The sequence below is a fragment of the Roseovarius gahaiensis genome, from assembly GCF_011601345.1.
Classification (GTDB): domain Bacteria; phylum Pseudomonadota; class Alphaproteobacteria; order Rhodobacterales; family Rhodobacteraceae; genus Roseovarius; species Roseovarius gahaiensis.
The window spans coordinates 130,959-151,554 of sequence record NZ_JAAORB010000004.1; the positions used below are offsets into that span (position 1 = coordinate 130,959).

Genomic DNA, 20,596 nt, shown 5'->3' on the forward strand with positions numbered 1-20,596 from the left:
ACAATGAGTTACGGTATCTATATCGGACGCAACCACACAGCCGACGGGGTGGCCTACCTGGCCGGTTATGGGGATGAGCCAAGCAGTCACTGGCTGGAAATATGCCCGCGCGCCGAACATCCACAGGGGGCGACCGTCACGGTGGGCGTGACCCCGCAAGCCGATATGCCGGGCCATCTTGGTAGCATTCCACAAGCCCCTAAGACGCTGCGCAATATGCGGGTGAGCTATAGCTATTATCTTGGAGTCCCGGCCCCGCTGACCAATGGCGGGCTGAACGAATGTGGCGTGGCCGTGCGCGACATCTGGTCCACCTCACGGGCCGATTTGATCGAGATGACGCCCAAGGATCAGAGCGGGCCAAACTATTCCGACCTTGCCCGATTGGTGGTGGAGCGGGCCCGCACTGCCCGCGAAGGTGTCGAGCTGATCGGCACGCTGATCGCCACGCATGGCTATTCCACCTATGGCGGCAATTCCCACATAATCGCCGACCCTGACGAGGCTTGGGTGGTGATTGAGTTTGCCGGCGGCAAGGGCCTTTGGTGTGCCGAACGGCTGGGCCCGGACAGCATCCGGGCCTCGCGACCGGGCTATATTGGCACGGTTCCAGACGCCCCGACCGAAGATTTCCTGTGTCCGCCGCATTTCTTCGACACGGCCCGCGAGATGGGCTGGTGGTCGCCGGATGATGGCCCGTTTCATGTCAATCATGTCTATGGTGACGGCAAGCACCGTTGGGATGGCGTCGCCTGGATCGAGGACGAAATGCGCAGCCGCGCCGCGCGGCCGGGCAAGATCGGTCTGGAGGATGTATTCTGGTCGATCAGCACAGAGCGCCTGACCGGCGACACCGCCGGGTATGGGCAGGTTGTGCCGCTTGTCCATCCCAAGCATGATGCGCTGCGCATGATGTGGCATGCGCCGGTCGGGCCGGTCACCGCGCCGCTGTTGCCGGTCTTTATGGGGCAGACTTCGGTGCCGCCTGCATGGCAGCAGCACCGCTACCTGACAACCGGCGAAAGCCATCGCTTTCTGGACTGTCGAAAGGCGGACAAAGACCCCGATACGGTTTCGCTGGTCCCACAGGGCATCGAAACCGGCCCCTCGGCCTTCAGCGACTTCAAACGGCTGATGCATCTTGCCTTCCAAACGCCGGACCCGATCCTGCAGGAAGTCTGGACGCACTGGCGCGCGATCGAGGCGCACACGAATACGGAACTGCCCGATATTGTGCGCGCGGCATCGCGTCTGCTGGATGCCGACGAAGCGACGCTGGCATCACGGGTTTTGACAGAGTTCAATCATGCACGGTTTGACCGGGCCTTGACCGATTGCAATGCGCTCGCGGATGCGGCCTATGCCCGATTGCGCGCACTTGGCGCGTTAAACATGACCACAACGCCCCTGTCACCGGAACAGATATGGTAGGATCAAAAATATCGGGCCACGCCTAAGCGCCAAGCTGGAAACCGTTTTGTTGGAACCAAACGGCATGATCCCGTTGCGTCGCGGTGTCGTCGGCGACATGTGCAATCCGGCAGGCTAAGGCTGCATCACCCAAGATGCGGCCATCCTCCGCAGGTGCAGGAAAACGGGCCTCGCGCGTCTGCCGCGACCAAGCAAATCATGCGCGAGGCCGCGGCGATTGGACACTTGGGCAGGCCCTATGACTGCGCGGGCCTGCTGGACGGGGGGCGGCGGGGCTCAGCCCGCATCACCCTCGGACACAAGTCGTGACAGGTCTGCCGCCGCAGCATGCATCGAAGGCAGATATTCCAACGCGCGTGCGATGTCGAAACGTTGCGTCGGCGCGTGAAAGGCCAGCGTCGCCATCAGACGGTCGTTCGTATCAAGGATCGGCACGGCAAGCGCGATCATGTCGCGCATGAATTCCTCGCGATCAATCGAATAGCCCTGCGTGCGCACGCTGGCGATCTCTGTCATCAGTTCGTCGGCACCGGTCAGGGTATTGGGCGTCCGCGCCTCAAGGTTGGTCGCGGCAAGGTATTTCGCAAGGTGCGTCTTTGTCAGTGACGACAGGTACATCTTGCCGCTTGCCGTGCAGTAGAACGGCACGCGCGTGCCGATGGGCAATTGGATCCGCAGCGGCCATTCGGTCTCGACCCGCTCCAGATAGATCATCGCGTCGCGATCTGGCAGGGCAATGTTGCAGGTCTCGCCGATCTCGCTGCTCAGCCGTTTGAGAATGGCCTGCCGCGCGGTGCGGATGCGCAGCGAAGACAGGATGCCGCCCGCCATGGTGCGCAACCGGGGGCCGGGCGAATAGGTCCGCCCATCCATGTCGCGCTGCAAAAAGCCTTCGTCCTCCAGCGTGGCAAACAGCCGGTGGATCGTTGGCTTGGGCAGGCCGAGGGCGGCGTTCACATCCGTGGGCGTGACCGGCACGCCTGCCTTGGCGATTTCTTCAATCACCAAAAGCAAGCGCAGGTTTGTGGGGATTGTCCCCGTGTTGTCCCCGTCCATCGAAACCCCACCGTCATCGGTTCGGCAACAGCGCCGTTGAAAATTCAGGCACCAACGCGATTATGAACCAGACCGTCAGCAGTGCCACCAGATACGGCAGCGTGTAGCGCAAAAGCCGGAAGTAGGGAACGCCCGTCACGCCGGATGCGACATAGAGATTCAGACCATAGGGTGGTGTGACGAACCCGATGGACGCCCCGACAAGGAAGATCACCGCGAATTGCACCGGCTCGACGCCCACCGAATGCGCAATCGGTGCAAGGATCGGCGCAAGGATGATCGTCACTGGCAGGCTTTCCAGCACCATACCGCAGACAAAAACGATCGCCATCGACGTGAAAAGCACCGCGTAATACCCGCCCATCGAGGTTACGAAATCGCCGATCAGTTCCTGCGCGCCCAGCACCGACAAGATCTGCTGCATCACCACCGACACCGCGATGAGCGGCGCAAGAATGCCTGTGATCTGCGCCGAGCGCATGGTGATCGAAGGCAACTCCAGCGGGCTGAACCCTTCGACCACCAGCATTTCCGAGACGCGCTTTTCGCTCACGTCGCGGCCTTTGGCCCCGCCCATGATCTTGTAGAGCGGCAGGCTTATAAAGCCCACGATCACGCAGAAGCCCACGGTCACGCCCGCCGCCTCTGTGGGTGAGAATTTTCCGGTGTAAATGCCCCAGAGAACCAGGCCGATGGCAAAAAAGCCAAGCCATGCGCCGATGGCGGTTTTGATCACCCGCATCGGGCTAAGTGCGATGAGAATGCCCCACTTGTTGCTCCAGCAGATCAGGAAGGCGGCGAACATCATCGCGCCCACCATCATCGCACCGGGGATGATGCCGGCGACGAACAGCTCGGAAATCGGCAGATTGAGCAGGAAGCCATAGACGATGAAAATGATCGAGGGCGGGATGATGATACCCACCGTGCCGCCCGCCGCCGCCGTCGCCGCCGAGAACCGCTCATCGTAGCCGCCTTTGACCATTTCGGGATGCAGCATCGAGCCGATCGTGGCCGTGGTGGCCGAATTGGAGCCGGAGATCGCGGCGAAAAGCCCGCAAGCGCCAAGTGACGCCATCGCCAGCCCGCCACGGATCCAGCCAAGGCAGGCATAGGCGAAATCGCTCAGGCGTCGTGCGATGCCCGAGCGGTTGATCAGGTCGCCCGTCAGGATGAAGAGTGGCATCGCCAGCAGCGCAAACCCGTCGGTGAACACATCCGCCAGCGCGCCGCCGATATTCTGCAATGGCATCCCAAGCACGAAGGAGACGCCGATCACCCAGTAGCCGATCACCAGAAAGACCGGCACGCCGAGCATGAAGAGAAGGGTCACCCCTATAGAAATGAGCGTGACAAGCGTTGAAGGGTCGGTCATGTCAGTCGCCTCCGATCACGGCTTGGGTGATAAGCGTGTTGCCCCGCCTGAAATTGGCGATATCGGTCAGCAGGTTTTCAATCACCCGCGCCACCAGTGTTGTGAACGCCAGCGGCACCGACAGCAGGAACCACCATTGCATGATGTTGTCCGTGCCCAGCATGATCTGAAAATTCGCGGCCGAGTTAGCCGCCACCTTGGTCGCGGTCACGACCACCACCCAAGAAAATCCAATCCACATCACCGCATCCAGCGTCAGGCATGCCATCTGACCCGCCCGTGGCATGGCGGTGCGGAATTCATTAAACGCCAGATGCGTGCGCAACTTGACGTTATAGCTGCACCCGAACCACGTCATAATGAGGAACAGGAACGGCGGCAGCGTGGTCGACCAAGGTGCCTGCTGCGACAGGACGAAGCGGCGAAACACCTCGACGAAAATGATCCCACCAATGGCGAGGTAGGACACGACCATAAGCGTCTGTTCAAGGTTACGCTCGGTCCACGGCACGACGCGATAGAGCACAAGAAAAACCATTGCCAGCGCCAGCATCGCGATCAGCCCCAGCGGCCAAGCCGCCGGTGCACGCATTGCTTCGCTCAACATCCATGAATCGCCCGCAGCGAGGGCACTCAGGATGTCCCCCGTGCCCTGAAACCAACCGGTCATGCCCATTCCTCCCTTTGGGTTGCCGTATGTCTTGGCCGCACGTCACGGCGGCTTGAGGTCGGGCCGCATACGGCCCGACCCTATGCTAGGTGATCATGCCGAACGCCACCAGCGGCGCGGCTCGACATTCTCGGGCAGCGTATCCACGGGAATCTGGCGCGCGGTGTCGTAGATCTCTTGATAGGTGTCGATGCCACCGGCCCAGTTGTTGAGCCGCTCGCGCCACTGCGCCCAAGGCTCGGGGTTGAACTCGGGCGAGCACATCTCTTCGGCCATCTTGATCTGATCGTCTGCAAGGAACGCAGGACGCACGTCATGCTGGTCAAAGATCGTGCCGGGAAGCTGCGGGTCAGAGAAGCCCACCGTCTTGACCAACGCCGCCTCGTTGGCCGCCTGCACGTGAACCTGTGCCAAATAAGCCGATTCCATGATCGCGTCCTGCAGATGCGGTTCCATCTCGTCAAAGACCCGCGCCGACATCGACGTGTGCTCCGTGCCGCAGAAGAACTTGAGGTCGACCGACTGGCTCACAACCGGCGACATGTTGGCATAGGCCACGGCAGACGCCCAAGTTTCGGCGCCGTCGATCAGACCCTGCTTGAGACCGTCAAGCGTTTCTTCCCACGCCACCGGCACTGGGTTCAGGTTCAGCTGTTGCATCGCGATGCGGCCAAGTTGTGTGCCCGTCACACGGTTCTTGGTGCCAAAAAGCTCTTCCAGCTTGGTGACAGTGGGCTTATCGGCAAAGTTGCTGCCAAGCTGGATGCCGCGCAGTTCACAATGGCTGAAGAGGAACTTCAGACCGTGCCGCTTTTCCAACGGATCGCGCAGGATGCGCTGCGATTCCGGCGAGTACAGGAAATGATACTGCGATGCCCGGCTGGGGAACATATAGGCGTAGTCGAGCACGTTGAGATAGGGCGCGCCACCAGCCGAGTTCTGCGTCGAGGCGGCATACATGTCGATCACGCCGGTCTGGGCCTTTTCGACACAGTTCAACTGGCCGCAGATTTGGTTATCACCGATGAATTCCACGCGGATTTCACCTTCGGTCCGCTCCTCCAGATCGCGGGCAAACTCCAGAACACCGGCGCGTTCAATCAGAAGGTTCTGCGCATTGAAGCCAGCCGCGCCCAATTTCAGCGTGTGTTTTGGCTCTTTGGCAAACCGCTTTTCATAGGTGCTTTCGGCTGCACGGGCGACCGAAGACAGCGACACCGCCCCCGTCAGCGCCCCGGCGCCCAAAACCACGGATGACAGGCCGAACTGACCTGACAGGCGAAACAGATCCCTGCGGGAAATCCCGCTGAGGGCTTTCGATGCTTTCATGATATCCTCCCTTATTGCGCAATTTTGATACTTGCAGTCTCAATATTGATCGACATATGCTCAACCTGGCAAGGAAAATATTTCCCCGCACACAATTTGGGCAAAGGGCGGTCGAAAATGTCGGAAATATCAGCGGATTACGTAATCGTTGGGGCGGGCTCTGCTGGATGTGTGCTTGCGAATCGCCTCTCTGCCGATCCGAATATCACTGTCATTCTGATGGAAGCGGGCGGGCGTGACTGGAATCCATGGATCCATATCCCGGTCGGCTATTTCAAAACCATGCACAACCCGTCGGTGGACTGGTGTTACCGCACCGAGCCTGATCCGGGCCTGAATGGCCGTGCGCTTGACTGGCCGCGCGGCAAGGTGCTGGGGGGGTCGTCCTCGCTCAATGGGCTGCTTTACGTGCGCGGCCAGCCGCAGGATTACGACCGCTGGGCGCAGAAGGGCAATCCGGGCTGGGGCTGGGACGAGGTGCTGCCGCTCTTCAAGCGATCCGAATGCCAAGAGCGTGGCGCGGATGAGTTTCATGGCGACGCCGGGCCGCTTTCGGTCTCGAACATGCGGCTACAACGCCCCATCTGCGACGCCTGGGTCGCCGCCGCACAAGAGGCCGGCTATCCGTTCAACCCCGATTACAACGGCGCAACACAGGAAGGCGTGGGATATTTTCAGCTCACCGCGCGCAAGGGGCGGCGCTGTTCGTCGGCCGTGGCCTTTCTCAACCCAGTCCGCAAGCGCGAGAACCTGACCATCCTGACACGGGCACAGGCCAGCCGAGTCGTTTTCGACGGCACCCGCGCCACCGGGGTGGCTTATCGCGACCGGGCGGGCGCCGAGCATGTGGTCACCGCCGGGCGAGAGGTCATCCTATCCTCCGGCGCCATCGGATCGCCGCATCTTCTGATGCTCTCGGGATTGGGCGAGGCCGCACACCTCAAGGCATGTGGCATCGAGGTGCTGCGCGACCTGCCCGGCGTGGGCGGCAACATGCAAGACCACCTTCAGGCCCGGCTGGTGTTCAAGTGCAATGAACCCACGCTGAACGACGAGGTGCGCAGCCTCTACAATCAGGCGCGCATTGCGCTCAAATACGCGATGTTCCGGGCCGGGCCGATGGCGATGGCCGCAAGCCTTGCAACCGGCTTTATGCGCACCGGCCCGCATGTCGAAACGCCCGACATCCAGTTCCACGTGCAACCTTGGTCAGCCGACAGCCCCGGCGAGGGGGTCCATCCCTTCTCGGCCTTTACGATGTCGGTTTGTCAGCTGCGCCCCGAAAGCCGCGGCAAGATCCGTCTCGCCCCGGACGATCCAACCGGATACCCGAAAATCCACCCCAACTACCTTTCGACCGAGACCGACTGTCGAACGATCGTCGAAGGCGTCAGGATCGCCCGGCGCATCGCACGCCACGCACCGCTCGACAGCAAGATCTCCGAAGAGTTCCGCCCCGACGCGTCGCTTGATCTCGACGACTACGAGGGCACGCTGGATTGGGCGCGCAACTATTCCACGACGATCTACCACCCCACCGGCACCTGCAAGATGGGGCCCGGCGGGGATGCGGTGGTGGATGCCCGTCTGCGCGTGCACGGCATCACCGGCCTGCGCGTCGCGGATTGCTCGATCATGCCCGAGATCGTTTCGGGCAACACCAACGCCCCGGCGATCATGATCGGCGAAAAAGCCGCCGACATGATCCGCGAGGATCACAGCGCGGGCGCCCGCGCCACCTAACTCCGACATACAATCGTGAAAGGATTCACACGCCATGCAGATGACCACGGAAGAAGCCTTTGTCAAAACCCTTCAGCGGCATGGGATCAAACATGCGTTCGGGATCATCGGGTCGGCCATGATGCCGATCTCGGATCTGTTCCCGAAGGCCGGGATCACCTTCTGGGACTGTGCGCATGAGGGCAGCGCAGGGATGATGGCCGACGGCTACACCCGCGCGACAGGCCGGATGTCGATGATGATCGCCCAAAACGGCCCCGGCATCACCAATTTCGTGACGGCGGTGAAAACCGCTTACTGGAACCACACGCCGCTGCTGCTGGTCACACCGCAGGCGGCCAACAAGACCATCGGCCAAGGCGGTTTCCAAGAGGTCGAGCAGATGAAGCTGTTCGAAGACATGGTCGCCTATCAAGAAGAGGTGCGCGACCCGTCGCGCATGGCCGAGGTGCTGGCGCGGGTGATCTCCAAGGCCAAGCAACTTTCGGCACCAGCACAGATCAACATCCCGCGCGATTACTGGACACAGGTGATCGACGTAGACCTGCCCACGGCGCTGGAATTCGAACGCTCGCCGGGCGGTGAAAACTCTGTCGCGCAAGCCGCGCAGATGCTGTCGACCGCGAAAAACCCGGTTATCCTCAACGGTGCCGGGGTGGTGCTGTCCGAAGGCGGGATCGCGGCAAGCCGCGCCTTGGCCGAACGGCTCGATGCGCCGGTCTGCGTGGGCTATCAGCACAACGACGCCTTCCCCGGCTCGCATCCGCTTTTTGCCGGGCCGCTGGGCTATAACGGCTCGAAGGCGGGGATGGAGTTGATCCGCGATGCTGACGTGGTGCTGTGCCTTGGCACGCGGCTCAACCCGTTCTCGACGTTGCCGGGCTACGGCATCGACTACTGGCCCAAAGACGCGCAAATCATCCAAGTCGATATCAACCCCGACCGCATCGGGCGCACCAAGACCGTCTCGGTCGGCATTGTCGGCGACGCGGGCAAGGTCGCCCGCGGCATCCTTGCCCAGCTTTCAGAGACCGCTGGCGATGAGGGCCGCGAGGCGCGCCGCGCCAAGATCGCCGAAACCAAGTCGAAATGGGCGCAGCAGTTGTCGTCGATGGACCACGAAGAGGACGATCCCGGCACGACGTGGAACGAACGCGCCCGCGCCGCCAAGCCCGACTGGATGAGCCCGCGTATGGCGTGGCGCGCGATCCAATCGGCGCTGCCGCGCGAGGCGATCATCAGCTCGGATATCGGCAACAACTGCGCCATCGGCAACGCCTATCCCAGTTTCGAAGCGGGGCGGAAATACCTCGCGCCCGGTCTGTTCGGCCCCTGCGGCTATGGCCTGCCGTCCATCATGGGCGCCAAGATCGGCTGCCCGGACGTGCCGGTGGTGGGCTTTGCCGGCGACGGGGCCTTTGGCATCGCCGTCAACGAACTGACGGCGATCGGCCGGCCCGAGTGGCCCGCGATCACCCAGATCGTGTTCCGCAACTACCAGTGGGGCGCGGAAAAGCGCAATTCGACCCTGTGGTTCGACGACAATTTCGTCGGCACCGAACTTGACACGCAGGTCAGCTTTGCCCGTATGGCCGAGGCCTGCGGCCTCAAGGGTGTGGTCGCCCGCACGATGGAGGAACTGACAGACGCGCTGAACCAAGCAATCATCGACCAGATGCAGAACAATACCACCACCCTCATCGAGGCGATGCTCAACCAAGAACTGGGCGATCCGTTCCGCCGCGACGCGATGAAGACCCCGGTTCAGATCGCCGGCATCGATCCCGCCGACATGGTCGAATAGACCGACATGAAGCTGCCAGACCTCTCGCTCGCGTCCGGCCGACATTTGGCCGGGCGCGTCCGAAGCTATTTTCCCGGCCTCATGATCGCCGTTTTGGTGGCGCTGGCCGCGCAATTCGTGGCCGAGCATTACGGCGCGCCGGCGATGCTGATGGCGCTCCTGTTCGGGATCGCACTTAACTTTCTGAGCGAAGAAACCTCGGCAGCGGCCGGGATCGGCTTTACTGCAAGGTCCGTCTTGCGGTTTGGTGTCGCCATTCTCGGGGCGCGGATCAGCGTAGAGATGCTGACCTCGCTGGGCTGGGGAATGATCGGGCTGCTGGTGCTGGGGGTGATCGCCACCATCCTCTTTGGTGTGGCGCTGGCGCGGGTAATCGGACAGGGGCCGCGCTTTGCCATCCTTACGGCCGGGTCAGTGGCAATCTGTGGCGCTTCGGCCGCCATGGCTATCGCCGCCGTCCTGCCAAAGGACGACCGGTCCGAACGAAACCTATTGTTCACTGTGCTGGGTGTCACGGTCCTGTCAACGATCGCGATGATCCTCTATCCGATCTTCACCACGGCGCTTGGGTTCGATGACGTCACGGCCGGTGCCTTTATCGGCGCGACGGTGCATGATGTCGCGCAGGTTGTTGGCGCGGGCTTTTCGATTTCCGAGACCGCGGGCGAGACATCAACCCTCGTCAAGCTAATCCGCGTCTCTTTCCTTGCGCCGGTGGTGATCGTGATCACGCTGGTGTGGCACCGTGAACAGATGCGCGACGGCGGCACCCGAACACCGATCGTGCCCGGTTTTGTGGTGGGGTTTTTGTGCCTCGCCTCGCTGAATTCCCTTGGCCTGATCCCCGCAACACTGGGGGCGCTCTTGGCCAAACTGTCGTCTTGGGCGCTGCTGGCGGCCATCGCCGCTGTTGGCATGAAGACGGACCTGCGCAACATCATCAAGGTGGGCGGCGGGGCGATCACGCTGATCGTGGCCGAAACCCTGTTTCTCGCGGCGCTTGTTTTGGCAGGGATCAGCTTTCTGGAGCTGACGTAATGGCCGACGCCCGGCTGGCCCTGCGCGCCAGCTGGTTACGCCTAACGGTTTGTTTGCTGCAAAGCCGCGACAACTTCGGCCAGCGCAGACACCGCAATGGATGGCGCATCTCTCAAAGATGGAACCAGACCAATGGGCCCGCGCAAACGCGTCAATGCTGACTCATCAACGCCCATGGCGCGCAGCGTGTCCAGCCGCATCTGGTGGGTTCGTTGGCTTCCCAAGCTGCCGATGAACGCGGCAGGGCTGTTTACCGCTGCGCGCAACAGGTCCGGTTCCCACCCATGGTCGTGGAACAACGTCAGAAAGGCCGAAAAGGCGTCAAGCGTGTTCAACTCAGGCACCTGATCGGGCGTTGTCAGATGCACGGGCCTTGAACTGGCCAAATGCCCGATGGCGGCAAGGTCTTCGGGATCAGGCGAAAGGAGATGCAGGTCAAATCCCGTCGCCTTGCCGATTTGGGCGATGGACCGAAAAACAGCCCCGCGCCCGGCCAGCACCAGACGATCACGGGGGCTATAGTCAAAAGCTTTGCTCATGTTTTCGGCAGAAAATTGCAAGCGCACAGGGTGACGCGCCGCCAAATTTTGAGCTGCCTTCAAGATGGCGTTCCGATCCGGCACCGGATCAATCAACACCGTCAGCGCCCCGCCACAGGGCAACTTGAGATCGACATAGCGCGAGCCTTCGCCATAGCGAATAAGCGTTTTTGTGCCGCGCTCCAGTGCTGACTGTGCGTGCAGTTGAATGTCGCGGTCGATGCACCCGTTGGACAAATAGCCGGTCATGGCCCCATTGGACTCGACCAAAGCCAGCGACCCGACCTCTCGCGCGGCCCCACCTTCGATGGCCATGGACGTGATCAGCGCGAAAGGACGGCCGGCATTGATGAGCGCGGCCGCCTTTGCAATGATGTCCGAGGGATGCTCGGTGTAGGTCAGATCCTCAGGCGGCAGCGTCTTCATTGACCACTTCGGCAAATGATTTGAAGAACTTCGCCGCCAGTTTTTTGGCCGTGCTTTGGATCAGACGGCTGCCAAGCTGCGCCAGCTTGCCGCCGATATCCGCCTTGGCGTCATATTTCAGCAGTGTGGTGTGGGCGTCGATGGCTGTCAGCGTGACGTCCGCCCCGCCTTTCGCATGGCCCGCCGTGCCGCCGTTGCCTTGACCAGTGAGCGAAAATTGATCAGGCGCACCGGACGTATCAAGCTGCACATTGCCGCTAAAACGCGCCTTCACAGGCCCAACCTTGAGCACGACTTTGGCTTCCAGTTCTGTGTCAGAATGTTTGATCAGTTCTTCACAGCCCGGGATACACTGCTTCAGCACCTCGGGATCGTTCAGCGCTTCATAGACACGGTCTTTGGGGGCGTTGATTGTTACTTCGTCAGCGAGTTCCATGCGATATCCTTCTTTAGCAACAGGGAAATTTGAGGGTGGCCAGATGCTCGGCCTGTTTAGGGGTTAGCGCGAGCATGCGACGCAGGTGGATCAGTAATTTTCTGAGTGATTTCATAGGACGTGCTCCAATGCGCCACGTTCAAACGCGGCGTAGGCTTCGGGCGTGTCGATATCGGCGTAAAACCCCGCAGCGGACAGGTCGTGGAACTGTACATGTTCGGGGTTCTGGCGCGTGAATGACCTGCAACCGGGGTTGCGAGGATCAGTCAGAAGCCGAGCCCGCAGCACCGCAGGGACCACGATCGGGTTGCCGCGCTGGCCTGCGTATCGCGGGATCGAGATTTGGCCGGGCTGTGCGCTATGGGCGTCAAGCAACGCGTGCAGATCGTTTTCGCGCAGCATAGGCTGATCACTCAATCCAATCAAAAGGTCATGGCCTTCTGGCACCGCGTTCAAACCGCAGGAAACAGAGGTGTGTTGACCCAATCTGTAATCGGGGTTGAAAACCGTCTGCACAACACTGCCGTCAAGCGCGGCCTCGATCTGCTGTGCCTCATGGCCGGTGACGACGATCACGGCGCCATTTGTAACCGCGCTGTACACGCGGACCATATGACAGATCATCGGCATGCCATTAACCGGCAGTAACAGCTTGTTGTCTGTGCCCATCCGGCGCGAAAGGCCGGCGGCGAGTATGACGGTGCTCAGATTATTCATCGCAGGACTTCACCTTTGCCCGGCGACGCTCGACCAGTTCAGCCAGGATAGACAGGGCGATTTCTTCTGGCGTGACCGCGCCAATATCGGACCCGGCTGGCGCTTTGACACGGTCTACTGCGGCTTTCTCAACGCCTGCGGCTACAAGCTTTGCTGCGAGGGCTTCGAACTTGCGGTGGCTGCCAACAAAGGCAACGTAGTCCGCCTGCGTATCGAGCGCGGCCTTCAGCGCGTCCAGATCCCCCTGACCTTGTGTCGCGACCACGATGAACCGCTGTGGCCCAACGGCCTGCATTTCGGTTTCGACGTGCCAATGGAAGGTCGGTGCAAGCATGCTCAGCGCTTGCGCGACCGGAGATGCGCCCAAAACCACCAGTTGCGGCAGGGGCAGACACGGCTCGATGAATATATCCACTGTCCCCCGTGAAGGGCAGCCGTTGCGGGCGAATTGGGTGCCGTCAATCTGATCACCGGGCGTGACGCCCTTTTCGGCAAGCAGGTCTTCCGGTGCGACCGATACAAGCTGCGGTGCGCCCTCTGCCAGAGCCTGCAAAGTCGCGCGCTTTACCGCGCCTCGGGTACAGCCACCGCCCAGCCAGCCCTGCAGGATGGTGCCATCCGCCGACAGCAGCGCCTTGGCACCCGGCTTGGCCGCCGTCGCGCCCACGGTGCGCACGATGGTGGCAAAGGCAAAGGGCTCTGACCGGTTGCGCAGGTCTTGTGCGACTTCGGCGAGTTCAGAAGAGATGACTTCTGCGGGTGTCATATGCGGGCCAACTCCGTTTCGAGGGCAGCAAGATCGTCAAGGGTGTTTGCTGCACGGAACAGATCGAGATGCGGAAGGGCTGCGGCCATGCCCGCGGCCACAGGTTGGTAATCTGTCCAGCCTTTGAGCGGGTTAAGCCAGATGATCCGGCATCCGCGCTTGCGCAACTTGGCAAGGGCGCGATCAAGGATCGCCGGATCGCTGGTGTCGTAGCCATCGGACAGGATGACCACCACAGATCGACCGTCAACAAAACGGCGCGCATAAGTATCTGCGAAGCCTTGCAGGCTTTCGCCGATTTTCGATCCGCCGCCAAAGCCATCTGCCATCAGGGTCATGCGGCCAATGGCGCGCATCGCGTCTTTGTCGCGCAAGGCTTCGGTGATCCGTACAAGGCGGGTGTGAAAAAGGTAGGCATCCGCCGATGTATCGGCCCGCATGAGCCCGAATAGAAAAGCCAGAAAGACTTGGGAATACACACTCATCGAACCGGACACGTCGCAAATCGCCGTGATCTTGCGGCTACGGTCGGGCCTGCGTTTCTTGATCAGGCGCAAAGGTTCGCCACCGGTCGCAAGGCTATGGCGGATGGTTTTTCGGAAATGCAGCCTGTCGCCCCGGCGGGCCGCAACCCGGCGACGGGATCGGGTGTCGCGCAACGCCGCGCCCAATCGGCGCGCCACGTCTTCAGCTTCGGCGATGTCCTCGGGGCGCACCAGATCCCGCAAGTCGCGGCGGTTTAGGTTGCGCTGTTTCGTTGCGATCAACTTCCCAGTGCCATCACTGTCCGCCTCGCCACCATCGGTGTCAGGGGCTGTTGCAGAGCCAGCGGCGCCAAGATCTTCGCCCTGTCCATCGCGGGAGGAATGCACATTATCGTTCGCGCTAGCGGTTTGGTTCGGGATGACTTTTTGTTTCACCCGGCCCATGTCCATCCAGAAGCTGTTGAACAGATCGTCGAACCGCTCTGCCTCGTCCTTGCAGCCGGTGCAAACGGCGCGCAGGGCCTTGCGGCAGTCGTCGGGATGGATCGCGTCGATCTCCGAAATCGCGGCCATGGCCGCATCTGCCTCGGCGACACCCAAACGCAAGCCATTCTCGCGCAGATGCGCGATGAACCCCGCCATGCGCGCGGCAGGCCCGGGATCACGGGCGGTGAATTTCGTGACCCGGCTCATGCCGCCTTTCCCGCGATGCGGGCGGCGACATCCGGGGTGATGCTCGCCTGATCGCTTTGGGTCTTTAGCAAGGTGGTCAGGGTGGATTGCAAAACCGCCGGATCTTCGGTCAGGTCTGCGATGCCCAGCCCCATCAGAGCTGCCGCAAAATCCAGCATTTCGGCGATGCCAGGTGTCTTTTCCAGATCCTCCTCGCGCAGGCGTTGCACAAAGCCGATGATCTGCTCGCCCAGCCGCTGCTCGATTTCGGGGCAGCGCGCCTTTAGGACGGCCAATTCCGTCGCCCGGTCGGGGTATTCGACATAAGTGTATAGACAACGACGGCGCAGCGCGTCCGACAGATCGCGGGTGCCATTCGATGTCAGGATCACGATAGGCTGCGAGGTGGCCTTGATTGTCCCAAGTTCCGGGATGGAAACCTGAAAATCCGACAGGATTTCCAGCAAATAGGCCTCAAACTCTTCATCTGCCCGGTCGATTTCATCGATCAGCAACACCGGGGGTGTTTTTTGCGTGATCGCCGCCAGAAGCGGGCGTTCCAAAAGAAAATCACGCGAAAAGATGCGGTCTTCGACGGCTTTGCCAGTCTCTCCGCCTTCGGCTGCCGCGCGGATGCTCAACAATTGCCGCTGGTAGTTCCATTCATAGATCGCCTGCGCCGCGTCTAGGCCTTCATAGCATTGCAACCGGATCAGCCGCGTGTCCTGTGCTTGCGCCAATGTGCGCGCAACTTCGGTCTTGCCGACACCTGCGGCCCCTTCCAGCAACAAGGGGCGGCCCAGTGACAAGGCCAGTTGCAAAGCAACAGCCAAGTCATCAGAGGCCACATAGCCTTGCCCGGCCAGTGCGGTTTTCAAGTCAGTCCAGCTCATAGGATTCTCCTGAGGGTACGCGTCTCCGCGCACCCTCATTGGCGTTAGTCGTGCAGCCCAAGTTCATTGGCGGTCTTCCAGATCCGCCAATGATCATGCGGCATGTTGGTATGCGTGTTGCCAAAGGCACGGAATGCATCCTGCACAGCGTTGGAGAAACACGGCACACCACCGACATGCGGGCTTTCACCCACGCCCTTGGCACCGATGGGATGATGCGGACTGGGCGTTACGGTGTAGTCAGTCTCGTAGTTGGGCACCTCCCATGCGGTTGGCAGGAAGAAATCCATCAACGTCCCGGTTTTGACGTTGCCCATGTCGTCATAGGCAATCTCTTGGCCCAGTGCGACAGCCAGCGCCTCGGTCAGGCCGCCATGGACTTGCCCTTCGATGATCATCGGGTTGATCCGCGTGCCACAGTCATCCAGCGCATAGAAGCGGCGGATCTCTGTCACGCCTGTATCCACGTCGATATCCATCACGCAGACATAGGCCCCGAACGGGTAGGTCATGTTTGGCGGATCGTAGTAGCTGACCGCCTCAAGCCCCGGTTCCATGCCCGGAATGGCCTGATTGTAGGCGGCAAAGGCGATTTCCTTCATCGTCTTGAACTTTTCAGGCGCACCTTTGACGACAAAACGATCGACATCGAATTCTACGTCATCGTCGTGCACCTCGAGCAAATACGCCGCGATCATCTGTGCCTTGGCGCGGATCTTGCGCCCGGCCATGGCCGTGGCGGCCCCGGCCACCGGGGTGGAACGCGATCCATAAGTGCCAAGGCCATAAGGGGCGGTGTCGGTATCACCCTCTTCTATGGTGATGCTGTCCGCTGGCAGACCAACTTCTGAGGCAAGGATTTGCGCGAAGGTCGTCGCATGTCCCTGACCCTGAGAAATCGTGCCAAGCCGCGCAATCGCCGAGCCTGTCGGGTGGATACGGATTTCACAGCTGTCGAACATGCCAAGGCCAAGAATATCGCAGTTCTTAACGGGCCCCGCACCGACGATCTCGGTGAAGAACGACAAACCAATACCCATCAGCTTGCGGGTCTTGCCGGCCTTGAAATCCTCAACACGCTGCGCTTGTTCGGCGCGCAACCCGTCATAGTCGACGGTCTTGAGCGCCTTGTCCCAAGCGGTGTGATAATCACCCGAGTCGTATTCCCAACCCAAAGCCGCAGTGTAGGGGAATTGCTCTTTTTTGATGAAGTTGATCCGACGCAGCTCTGCCGCATCCATGTTCAACTTGATCGCCAGAACCTCGATCATGCGTTCGATGAAATAGACCGCCTCGGTCACCCGGAAGGAACAGCGATAGGATACGCCCCCCGGTGCCTTGTTGGTGTAGACGCCGTCCACCTCTAGGAAAGCTGTGGGGATATCATAAGACCCGGTGCAGATATTCATGAACCCGGCCGGGAATTTCGTTGGATCCGCACAGGCGTCAAAGCCGCCATGATCCGCTGTCACATGACAATGCAGACCAGTGATCTTTCCGTCTTTGGTGGCCGAGATCTTGCCCTTCATCCAGTAGTCACGGGCGAAGGCCGTTGTCATCAGGTTGTCCATCCGGTCTTCGATCCACTTGACCGGCTTGCCCGTCACGATAGAGGCCACAACCGAGCAGACATACCCGGGATACGCCCCAACCTTGTTGCCAAAGCCGCCACCAATATCAGGTGAGATGACGCGAATGTTATGCTCTTCCATCCCGGAAATCAGCGCCACGATTGTGCGGATCGCGTGCGGCGCCTGAAAGGTGCCCCAAAGCGTCAGCTTGCCGTTGACTTTATCCATCGAGGCCACGCAGCCGCAGGTTTCCAGTGGGCAAGGATGGGTCCGGTGGTAATACATCTCTTCCTCGGCCACGATCTCGGCGTTCGAGATGACCTCGTCGGTGGTGTCCTTGTCGCCCGCTTCCCATGTGAAGATATGGTTGGCGTGCTTGCGCGGGCCGTGGGCCCCGTCAGGAATAGAGCCATCCTCGGCCACCAGATCCTCGCGCAATACGACGTCTGATTTCAGGGCCTCGAACGGGTTCACCAGAACTGGCAATTCCTCGTAGTCGACAACGACCGCTTCCATGCCGTCCGAAGCCGCATAGCGGTCTTCGGCCACGACAAAGGCCACCTCTTGGCCTTGAAACAGCACCTTGCCATCGGCCAAAACCATCTGCTTGTCACCGGCCAGTGTCGGCATCCAATGCAGGCCAAGCGGTTCCAGATCAGCGGCTGTCAGCACGGCCAGAACGCCGGGCACTTCCAGAGCGGCAGATGTGTCAATATTCTTGATTCTGGCGTGCGCATGAGGAGAGCGGACGAAATCGCCAAAGAGCATGCCATCCAGTTTGACATCATCAACGTAGTTGCCCTTGCCCTGGGTAAATCGGGCGTCCTCGACCCGCTTGCGCGAGCAGCCCATGCCTTTGAGGTTATCGACGCGTTCGTCGCGAGTGACTTCGTCTTTCATTCCGCCGCCTCCTTGGCTGCATTCATCTCCGCCGCAGCGTGCTGAATGGCTTTGATGATGTTTTGGTAGCCCGTGCAGCGGCAAATATTGCCAGCCATGCCAAACCGGATTTCTTCCTCGGTCGGGTTGGGGTTCTCTTCCAAAAGCTTGGTTGCGCGGGTGATCATTCCCGGTGTGCAGTAGCCACACTGCAGCCCGTGATGCTCTTTGAACGCATTTTGCAACGGGTGCAGGTCGTCAGGGCCACCGATCCCTTCGATCGTCGTGATGTCGGCGCCATCGGCCTGCACTGCGAACATCGTACAGGCTTTCACAGATTTTCCGTCAATCGTGACGCTGCAAGCACCGCAATGGGACGTTTCGCAGCCGATATGCGGCCCGGTGATATTCAGCCGCTCGCGCAGCGTGTAGATCAACAATTCGCGTGGCTCGGCAAGGAACTCTTCGACTTTGCCGTTCACAGTAAATTTAATGTGCATCTTGTTGGACATATTATTCCTCCCTTACGCCCGCGACCAAGCGCGTTCGATGGCGCGTCGCAAAATGACGCCGGCCACATGGTTTTTAAAAGCGACAGGGCCCCGGTTGTCTTCGTTGGGGTCAATGTCGCCCAGCATGGCCTGCATCGCTGCCTTGATCGCAGCGTCATCCACGGCCGTCCCGACAAGCGCGGCTTCTGCGTCTGGCGAATGGATCGGAATATCGCTGAGGTTGGTCATCGCGATTGAGGCGCTTGTGCAAACCCCGTTCTCTTTCACGATTTGCACAGCAGCGGCCGCCGTAGCGTAATCCCCGATCTTGCGCTTTTGCTTTTCGTAAGCGTGACCGCCCTTGGGACGCGGAATGGTCACGCTGGTCAAGACTTCGTCATCTTCCCGCGCGGTCATATACGCTGCTTCGTAAAATTCCCGTGCAAGGATGTCGCGCGCGCCATCCGGCCCAATCACGGACATCGTCGCATCAAGACACTGCATCAGGCCCGGCATGTCATTGCCCGGATCGCCATTGGCAACATTCCCGCCCACGGTGCCCATGTAGCGCACCTGAGGATCGGCAATTTGCAAAGCCGTCTCGCGCAGGATGGGTGCAGCGTCTGCCAGCCCTTCGTGGCTGATCAGGTCCATTTGGGTCACCATGGCCCCGATCTTGATCGTGTCGGCACCAATTTCGATCTCTGACAGCCCGTCGATATCCTGAAGATCGATCAGATGCGGCACATCGGCCATGCGCAGTTTCATCATGGGGATGAGGCTGTGGCCTCCGGCCATGACGCGAGCGTCATCCCCGTGTTCTTCGAGCAAGGACAGCACGGATGCCATGTCCTTGGGGCGATAATATTCAAACGCCGCTGGAATCATCGGCTTTCTCCTCCCTAAAGCGAATGTTCTGGCTAGGTAGAAGATTGCGGGCGTCGCCATGCGGACGCATTAAAATTTCAATGAAACGTTGGGGTTTTGCACGAAATGCGCCGCTATTGGCACGAAATGCGCCGTCTATGGCGCCAGCGCATCCTGTGTCGTCTTAAGCTTGGTTCGGCTTACCAGCGCAGGTGGTATATCATCGCCTTCAAACACGCAGCGGCCCTTATCCTTGACGCGTTCAAACCGGGCCACCCGGCCCGGATTGACCAGATAGCTGCGGTGCGTTTGCAAAAAACCTGCGGGCAAAAGGCATTTGGCAGCTTCGCTGAACGACCAAGTGCAAAACAACGGCTCTTGCGCCGTGTAGACCTGCGTATAATGCGCGTCCGCGCGCACAAACAGAATGTCCTTTGCACTCAGATAGACTTTGCTGCCATCACGCTCGCACAGAACATGCGTGTCCTCCGGGGTTTGTTCGGTCGGTGCGGGTTCGGTCGGTGCGGGTTCAGCTGCATCTTTTGCTGCAGCAGGTTGGCGCTTGGGGCCGTCGCCGGGCAGCAGATAGGTGACACTGACCCAAAGACAGGCCCCAAAGATTACAAAACTGAAAAAGATGACTCCAAGCGCAAGGATCTCATTGCTCATCAGCGGTCCGAATTCTCCGGTATCCGGCATCGCAACAAAACGGGTTCCCGCCATCGCCAAGAAATGAACAGCAATGACGGCGACGGCAAAACACAGCGTCCCCAAAAGAATATTACGGTTTGTCCGATGGCCATATGCGACCCAAAACGCCATGATGCACAGGCCAATGGCAACGACAGAGGAGATCACCAGCCCCGGCCAAGTATAGACGGCCCGACACAGCTGAAGCCCGGCCATTCCAATATAATGCATCGCAAGAACACCGCCCCCGACAATCGCACCGGCGCTGGTGATGACCAACGGCGTGCGCTCGGCAAAATGCAAAAGCATCAAGGCGGCCCCGACAATCAGAATGGCGGTCAAGGCCGAGATAAGCGTCACGGCAGCGTCGTAGTAAAACAGAACGGGCATTTGCAGCCCGAGCATGGCGATAAAGTGCATCGCCCAAATCCCGCCCCCTAGGGCCACGGCCGCCAAGGCGACAGACAGCTTTTTTGCCATCACTGCGCGTTGCTGCAGCCCACGGGTCAGCGACAAGCCGGTAAAACCGGCTGCCAACGCCACGATTCCGGCCATGCTTGTCAGAAAAGCGCTGTGCGATGTCTGCAGGTACTCCATAGTATACAGGATGATCAATGTTTGTGCACATTGCAATTCCCAAGTGACGGTCGCACCATCTTGGTGAGCGCGCTGTGAGCAGCCCCTTCCCCGGCTTCCTTGGCGCGGGCGGTTCACCGGA

18 protein-coding genes are annotated in these 20,596 nt (G+C 60.4%); 4 read left to right on the forward strand and 14 right to left on the reverse strand.

Going from position 1 to position 20,596, the window contains the following annotated elements; translation table 11 throughout:
• The first annotated feature begins 3 nt into the window (after window positions 1–3).
• Entirely contained in the window at window positions 4–1,431 is a 1,428-nt protein-coding gene (locus tag HAT86_RS04195; protein WP_167193710.1) for a C69 family dipeptidase, read from the forward strand.
• A gap of 276 nt (window positions 1,432–1,707) precedes the next feature.
• Here HAT86_RS04195 and HAT86_RS04200 read toward each other — a convergent pair whose 3' ends face one another.
• The 4 genes from HAT86_RS04200 to HAT86_RS04215 form a co-directional block, all read right to left on the reverse strand.
• Window positions 1,708–2,487, reverse strand: a complete 780-nt coding sequence (locus HAT86_RS04200) for an IclR family transcriptional regulator (protein ID WP_167193712.1) — start codon at window positions 2,485–2,487, stop codon at window positions 1,708–1,710.
• 13 nt (window positions 2,488–2,500) lie between these two features.
• Window positions 2,501–3,862, reverse strand: coding sequence for a TRAP transporter large permease (locus HAT86_RS04205; RefSeq protein ID WP_167193714.1), 1,362 nt, complete (start codon window positions 3,860–3,862; stop codon window positions 2,501–2,503).
• 1 nt (window position 3,863) lies between these two features.
• Complete coding sequence (locus tag HAT86_RS04210) at window positions 3,864–4,532, reverse strand: TRAP transporter small permease (protein ID WP_167193716.1); 669 nt, start codon at window positions 4,530–4,532, stop codon at window positions 3,864–3,866.
• Window positions 4,533–4,625: 93 nt separating this feature from the next.
• On the reverse strand, window positions 4,626–5,861 hold the full coding sequence (locus HAT86_RS04215; RefSeq protein ID WP_167193718.1) for a TRAP transporter substrate-binding protein: 1,236 nt from the start codon (window positions 5,859–5,861) through the stop codon (window positions 4,626–4,628).
• Between the two features lie 117 nt (window positions 5,862–5,978).
• On the opposite strand from HAT86_RS04215, the gene HAT86_RS04220 reads away from it, so the two are divergent.
• From HAT86_RS04220 to HAT86_RS04230, 3 genes are read left to right on the forward strand one after another with little or no spacing between them, the layout of a single operon-like run.
• Window positions 5,979–7,604 (forward strand): GMC family oxidoreductase, encoded by a 1,626-nt coding sequence (locus HAT86_RS04220; RefSeq protein WP_167193720.1) that lies wholly within the window; start codon window positions 5,979–5,981, stop codon window positions 7,602–7,604.
• A gap of 34 nt (window positions 7,605–7,638) precedes the next feature.
• Window positions 7,639–9,408 (forward strand): sulfoacetaldehyde acetyltransferase, encoded by a 1,770-nt coding sequence (xsc, locus tag HAT86_RS04225; RefSeq protein WP_167193721.1) that lies wholly within the window; start codon window positions 7,639–7,641, stop codon window positions 9,406–9,408.
• Window positions 9,409–9,414: 6 nt separating this feature from the next.
• Entirely contained in the window at window positions 9,415–10,446 is a 1,032-nt protein-coding gene (locus HAT86_RS04230) for a YeiH family protein (protein ID WP_167193723.1), read from the forward strand.
• Window positions 10,447–10,487: 41 nt separating this feature from the next.
• On the opposite strand, the gene HAT86_RS04235 is transcribed toward HAT86_RS04230, so the two are convergent.
• The 10 genes from HAT86_RS04235 to HAT86_RS04280 form a co-directional block, all read right to left on the reverse strand.
• Complete coding sequence (locus HAT86_RS04235; RefSeq protein WP_167193726.1) at window positions 10,488–11,411, reverse strand: XdhC family protein; 924 nt, start codon at window positions 11,409–11,411, stop codon at window positions 10,488–10,490.
• On the reverse strand, window positions 11,392–11,847 hold the full coding sequence (locus tag HAT86_RS04240; protein WP_167193728.1) for a CoxG family protein: 456 nt from the start codon (window positions 11,845–11,847) through the stop codon (window positions 11,392–11,394). Before HAT86_RS04240 ends, HAT86_RS04235 begins: the two co-directional genes overlap by 20 nt.
• A gap of 111 nt (window positions 11,848–11,958) precedes the next feature.
• Window positions 11,959–12,564 (reverse strand): nucleotidyltransferase family protein, encoded by a 606-nt coding sequence (locus tag HAT86_RS04245; protein ID WP_167193730.1) that lies wholly within the window; start codon window positions 12,562–12,564, stop codon window positions 11,959–11,961.
• Window positions 12,557–13,330, reverse strand: coding sequence for an XdhC family protein (locus tag HAT86_RS04250; RefSeq protein ID WP_167193731.1), 774 nt, complete (start codon window positions 13,328–13,330; stop codon window positions 12,557–12,559). The genes HAT86_RS04245 and HAT86_RS04250 overlap by 8 nt, the downstream gene beginning before the upstream one ends.
• Entirely contained in the window at window positions 13,327–14,508 is a 1,182-nt protein-coding gene (locus HAT86_RS04255; protein ID WP_167193733.1) for a vWA domain-containing protein, read from the reverse strand. The genes HAT86_RS04250 and HAT86_RS04255 overlap by 4 nt, the downstream gene beginning before the upstream one ends.
• A complete protein-coding gene (locus tag HAT86_RS04260) occupies window positions 14,505–15,380 on the reverse strand; it encodes an AAA family ATPase (protein ID WP_167193735.1) in 876 nt (291 codons plus the stop codon). Before HAT86_RS04260 ends, HAT86_RS04255 begins: the two co-directional genes overlap by 4 nt.
• A gap of 44 nt (window positions 15,381–15,424) precedes the next feature.
• On the reverse strand, window positions 15,425–17,851 hold the full coding sequence (locus HAT86_RS04265; protein ID WP_167193737.1) for an aerobic carbon-monoxide dehydrogenase large subunit: 2,427 nt from the start codon (window positions 17,849–17,851) through the stop codon (window positions 15,425–15,427).
• Window positions 17,848–18,342 (reverse strand): (2Fe-2S)-binding protein, encoded by a 495-nt coding sequence (locus tag HAT86_RS04270; protein ID WP_167193739.1) that lies wholly within the window; start codon window positions 18,340–18,342, stop codon window positions 17,848–17,850. Before HAT86_RS04270 ends, HAT86_RS04265 begins: the two co-directional genes overlap by 4 nt.
• 12 nt (window positions 18,343–18,354) lie before the next feature.
• Window positions 18,355–19,209 (reverse strand): FAD binding domain-containing protein, encoded by an 855-nt coding sequence (locus tag HAT86_RS04275; RefSeq protein WP_167193742.1) that lies wholly within the window; start codon window positions 19,207–19,209, stop codon window positions 18,355–18,357.
• Between the two features lie 135 nt (window positions 19,210–19,344).
• A complete protein-coding gene (locus HAT86_RS04280; protein ID WP_167193744.1) occupies window positions 19,345–20,475 on the reverse strand; it encodes an MHYT domain-containing protein in 1,131 nt (376 codons plus the stop codon).
• Window positions 20,476–20,596 lie beyond the last annotated feature (121 nt).

Bases quoted from the DNA above. Each gene is read 5' to 3' on its own strand.
- HAT86_RS04195 (WP_167193710.1), top strand. From the start codon at position 4: ATGAGTTACGGTATCTATATCGGACGCAACCACACAGCCGACGGGGTG.
- HAT86_RS04200 (WP_167193712.1), bottom strand. From the start codon at position 2,487: ATGGACGGGGACAACACGGGGACAATCCCCACAAACCTGCGCTTGCTT.
- HAT86_RS04205 (WP_167193714.1), bottom strand. From the start codon at position 3,862: ATGACCGACCCTTCAACGCTTGTCACGCTCATTTCTATAGGGGTGACC.
- HAT86_RS04210 (WP_167193716.1), bottom strand. From the start codon at position 4,532: ATGACCGGTTGGTTTCAGGGCACGGGGGACATCCTGAGTGCCCTCGCT.
- HAT86_RS04215 (WP_167193718.1), bottom strand. From the start codon at position 5,861: ATGAAAGCATCGAAAGCCCTCAGCGGGATTTCCCGCAGGGATCTGTTT.
- HAT86_RS04220 (WP_167193720.1), top strand. From the start codon at position 5,979: ATGTCGGAAATATCAGCGGATTACGTAATCGTTGGGGCGGGCTCTGCT.
- xsc (WP_167193721.1), top strand. From the start codon at position 7,639: ATGCAGATGACCACGGAAGAAGCCTTTGTCAAAACCCTTCAGCGGCAT.
- HAT86_RS04230 (WP_167193723.1), top strand. From the start codon at position 9,415: ATGAAGCTGCCAGACCTCTCGCTCGCGTCCGGCCGACATTTGGCCGGG.
- HAT86_RS04235 (WP_167193726.1), bottom strand. From the start codon at position 11,411: ATGAAGACGCTGCCGCCTGAGGATCTGACCTACACCGAGCATCCCTCG.
- HAT86_RS04240 (WP_167193728.1), bottom strand. From the start codon at position 11,847: ATGGAACTCGCTGACGAAGTAACAATCAACGCCCCCAAAGACCGTGTC.
- HAT86_RS04245 (WP_167193730.1), bottom strand. From the start codon at position 12,564: ATGAATAATCTGAGCACCGTCATACTCGCCGCCGGCCTTTCGCGCCGG.
- HAT86_RS04250 (WP_167193731.1), bottom strand. From the start codon at position 13,330: ATGACACCCGCAGAAGTCATCTCTTCTGAACTCGCCGAAGTCGCACAA.
- HAT86_RS04255 (WP_167193733.1), bottom strand. From the start codon at position 14,508: ATGAGCCGGGTCACGAAATTCACCGCCCGTGATCCCGGGCCTGCCGCG.
- HAT86_RS04260 (WP_167193735.1), bottom strand. From the start codon at position 15,380: ATGAGCTGGACTGACTTGAAAACCGCACTGGCCGGGCAAGGCTATGTG.
- HAT86_RS04265 (WP_167193737.1), bottom strand. From the start codon at position 17,851: ATGAAAGACGAAGTCACTCGCGACGAACGCGTCGATAACCTCAAAGGC.
- HAT86_RS04270 (WP_167193739.1), bottom strand. From the start codon at position 18,342: ATGTCCAACAAGATGCACATTAAATTTACTGTGAACGGCAAAGTCGAA.
- HAT86_RS04275 (WP_167193742.1), bottom strand. From the start codon at position 19,209: ATGATTCCAGCGGCGTTTGAATATTATCGCCCCAAGGACATGGCATCC.
- HAT86_RS04280 (WP_167193744.1), bottom strand. From the start codon at position 20,475: ATGGAGTACCTGCAGACATCGCACAGCGCTTTTCTGACAAGCATGGCC.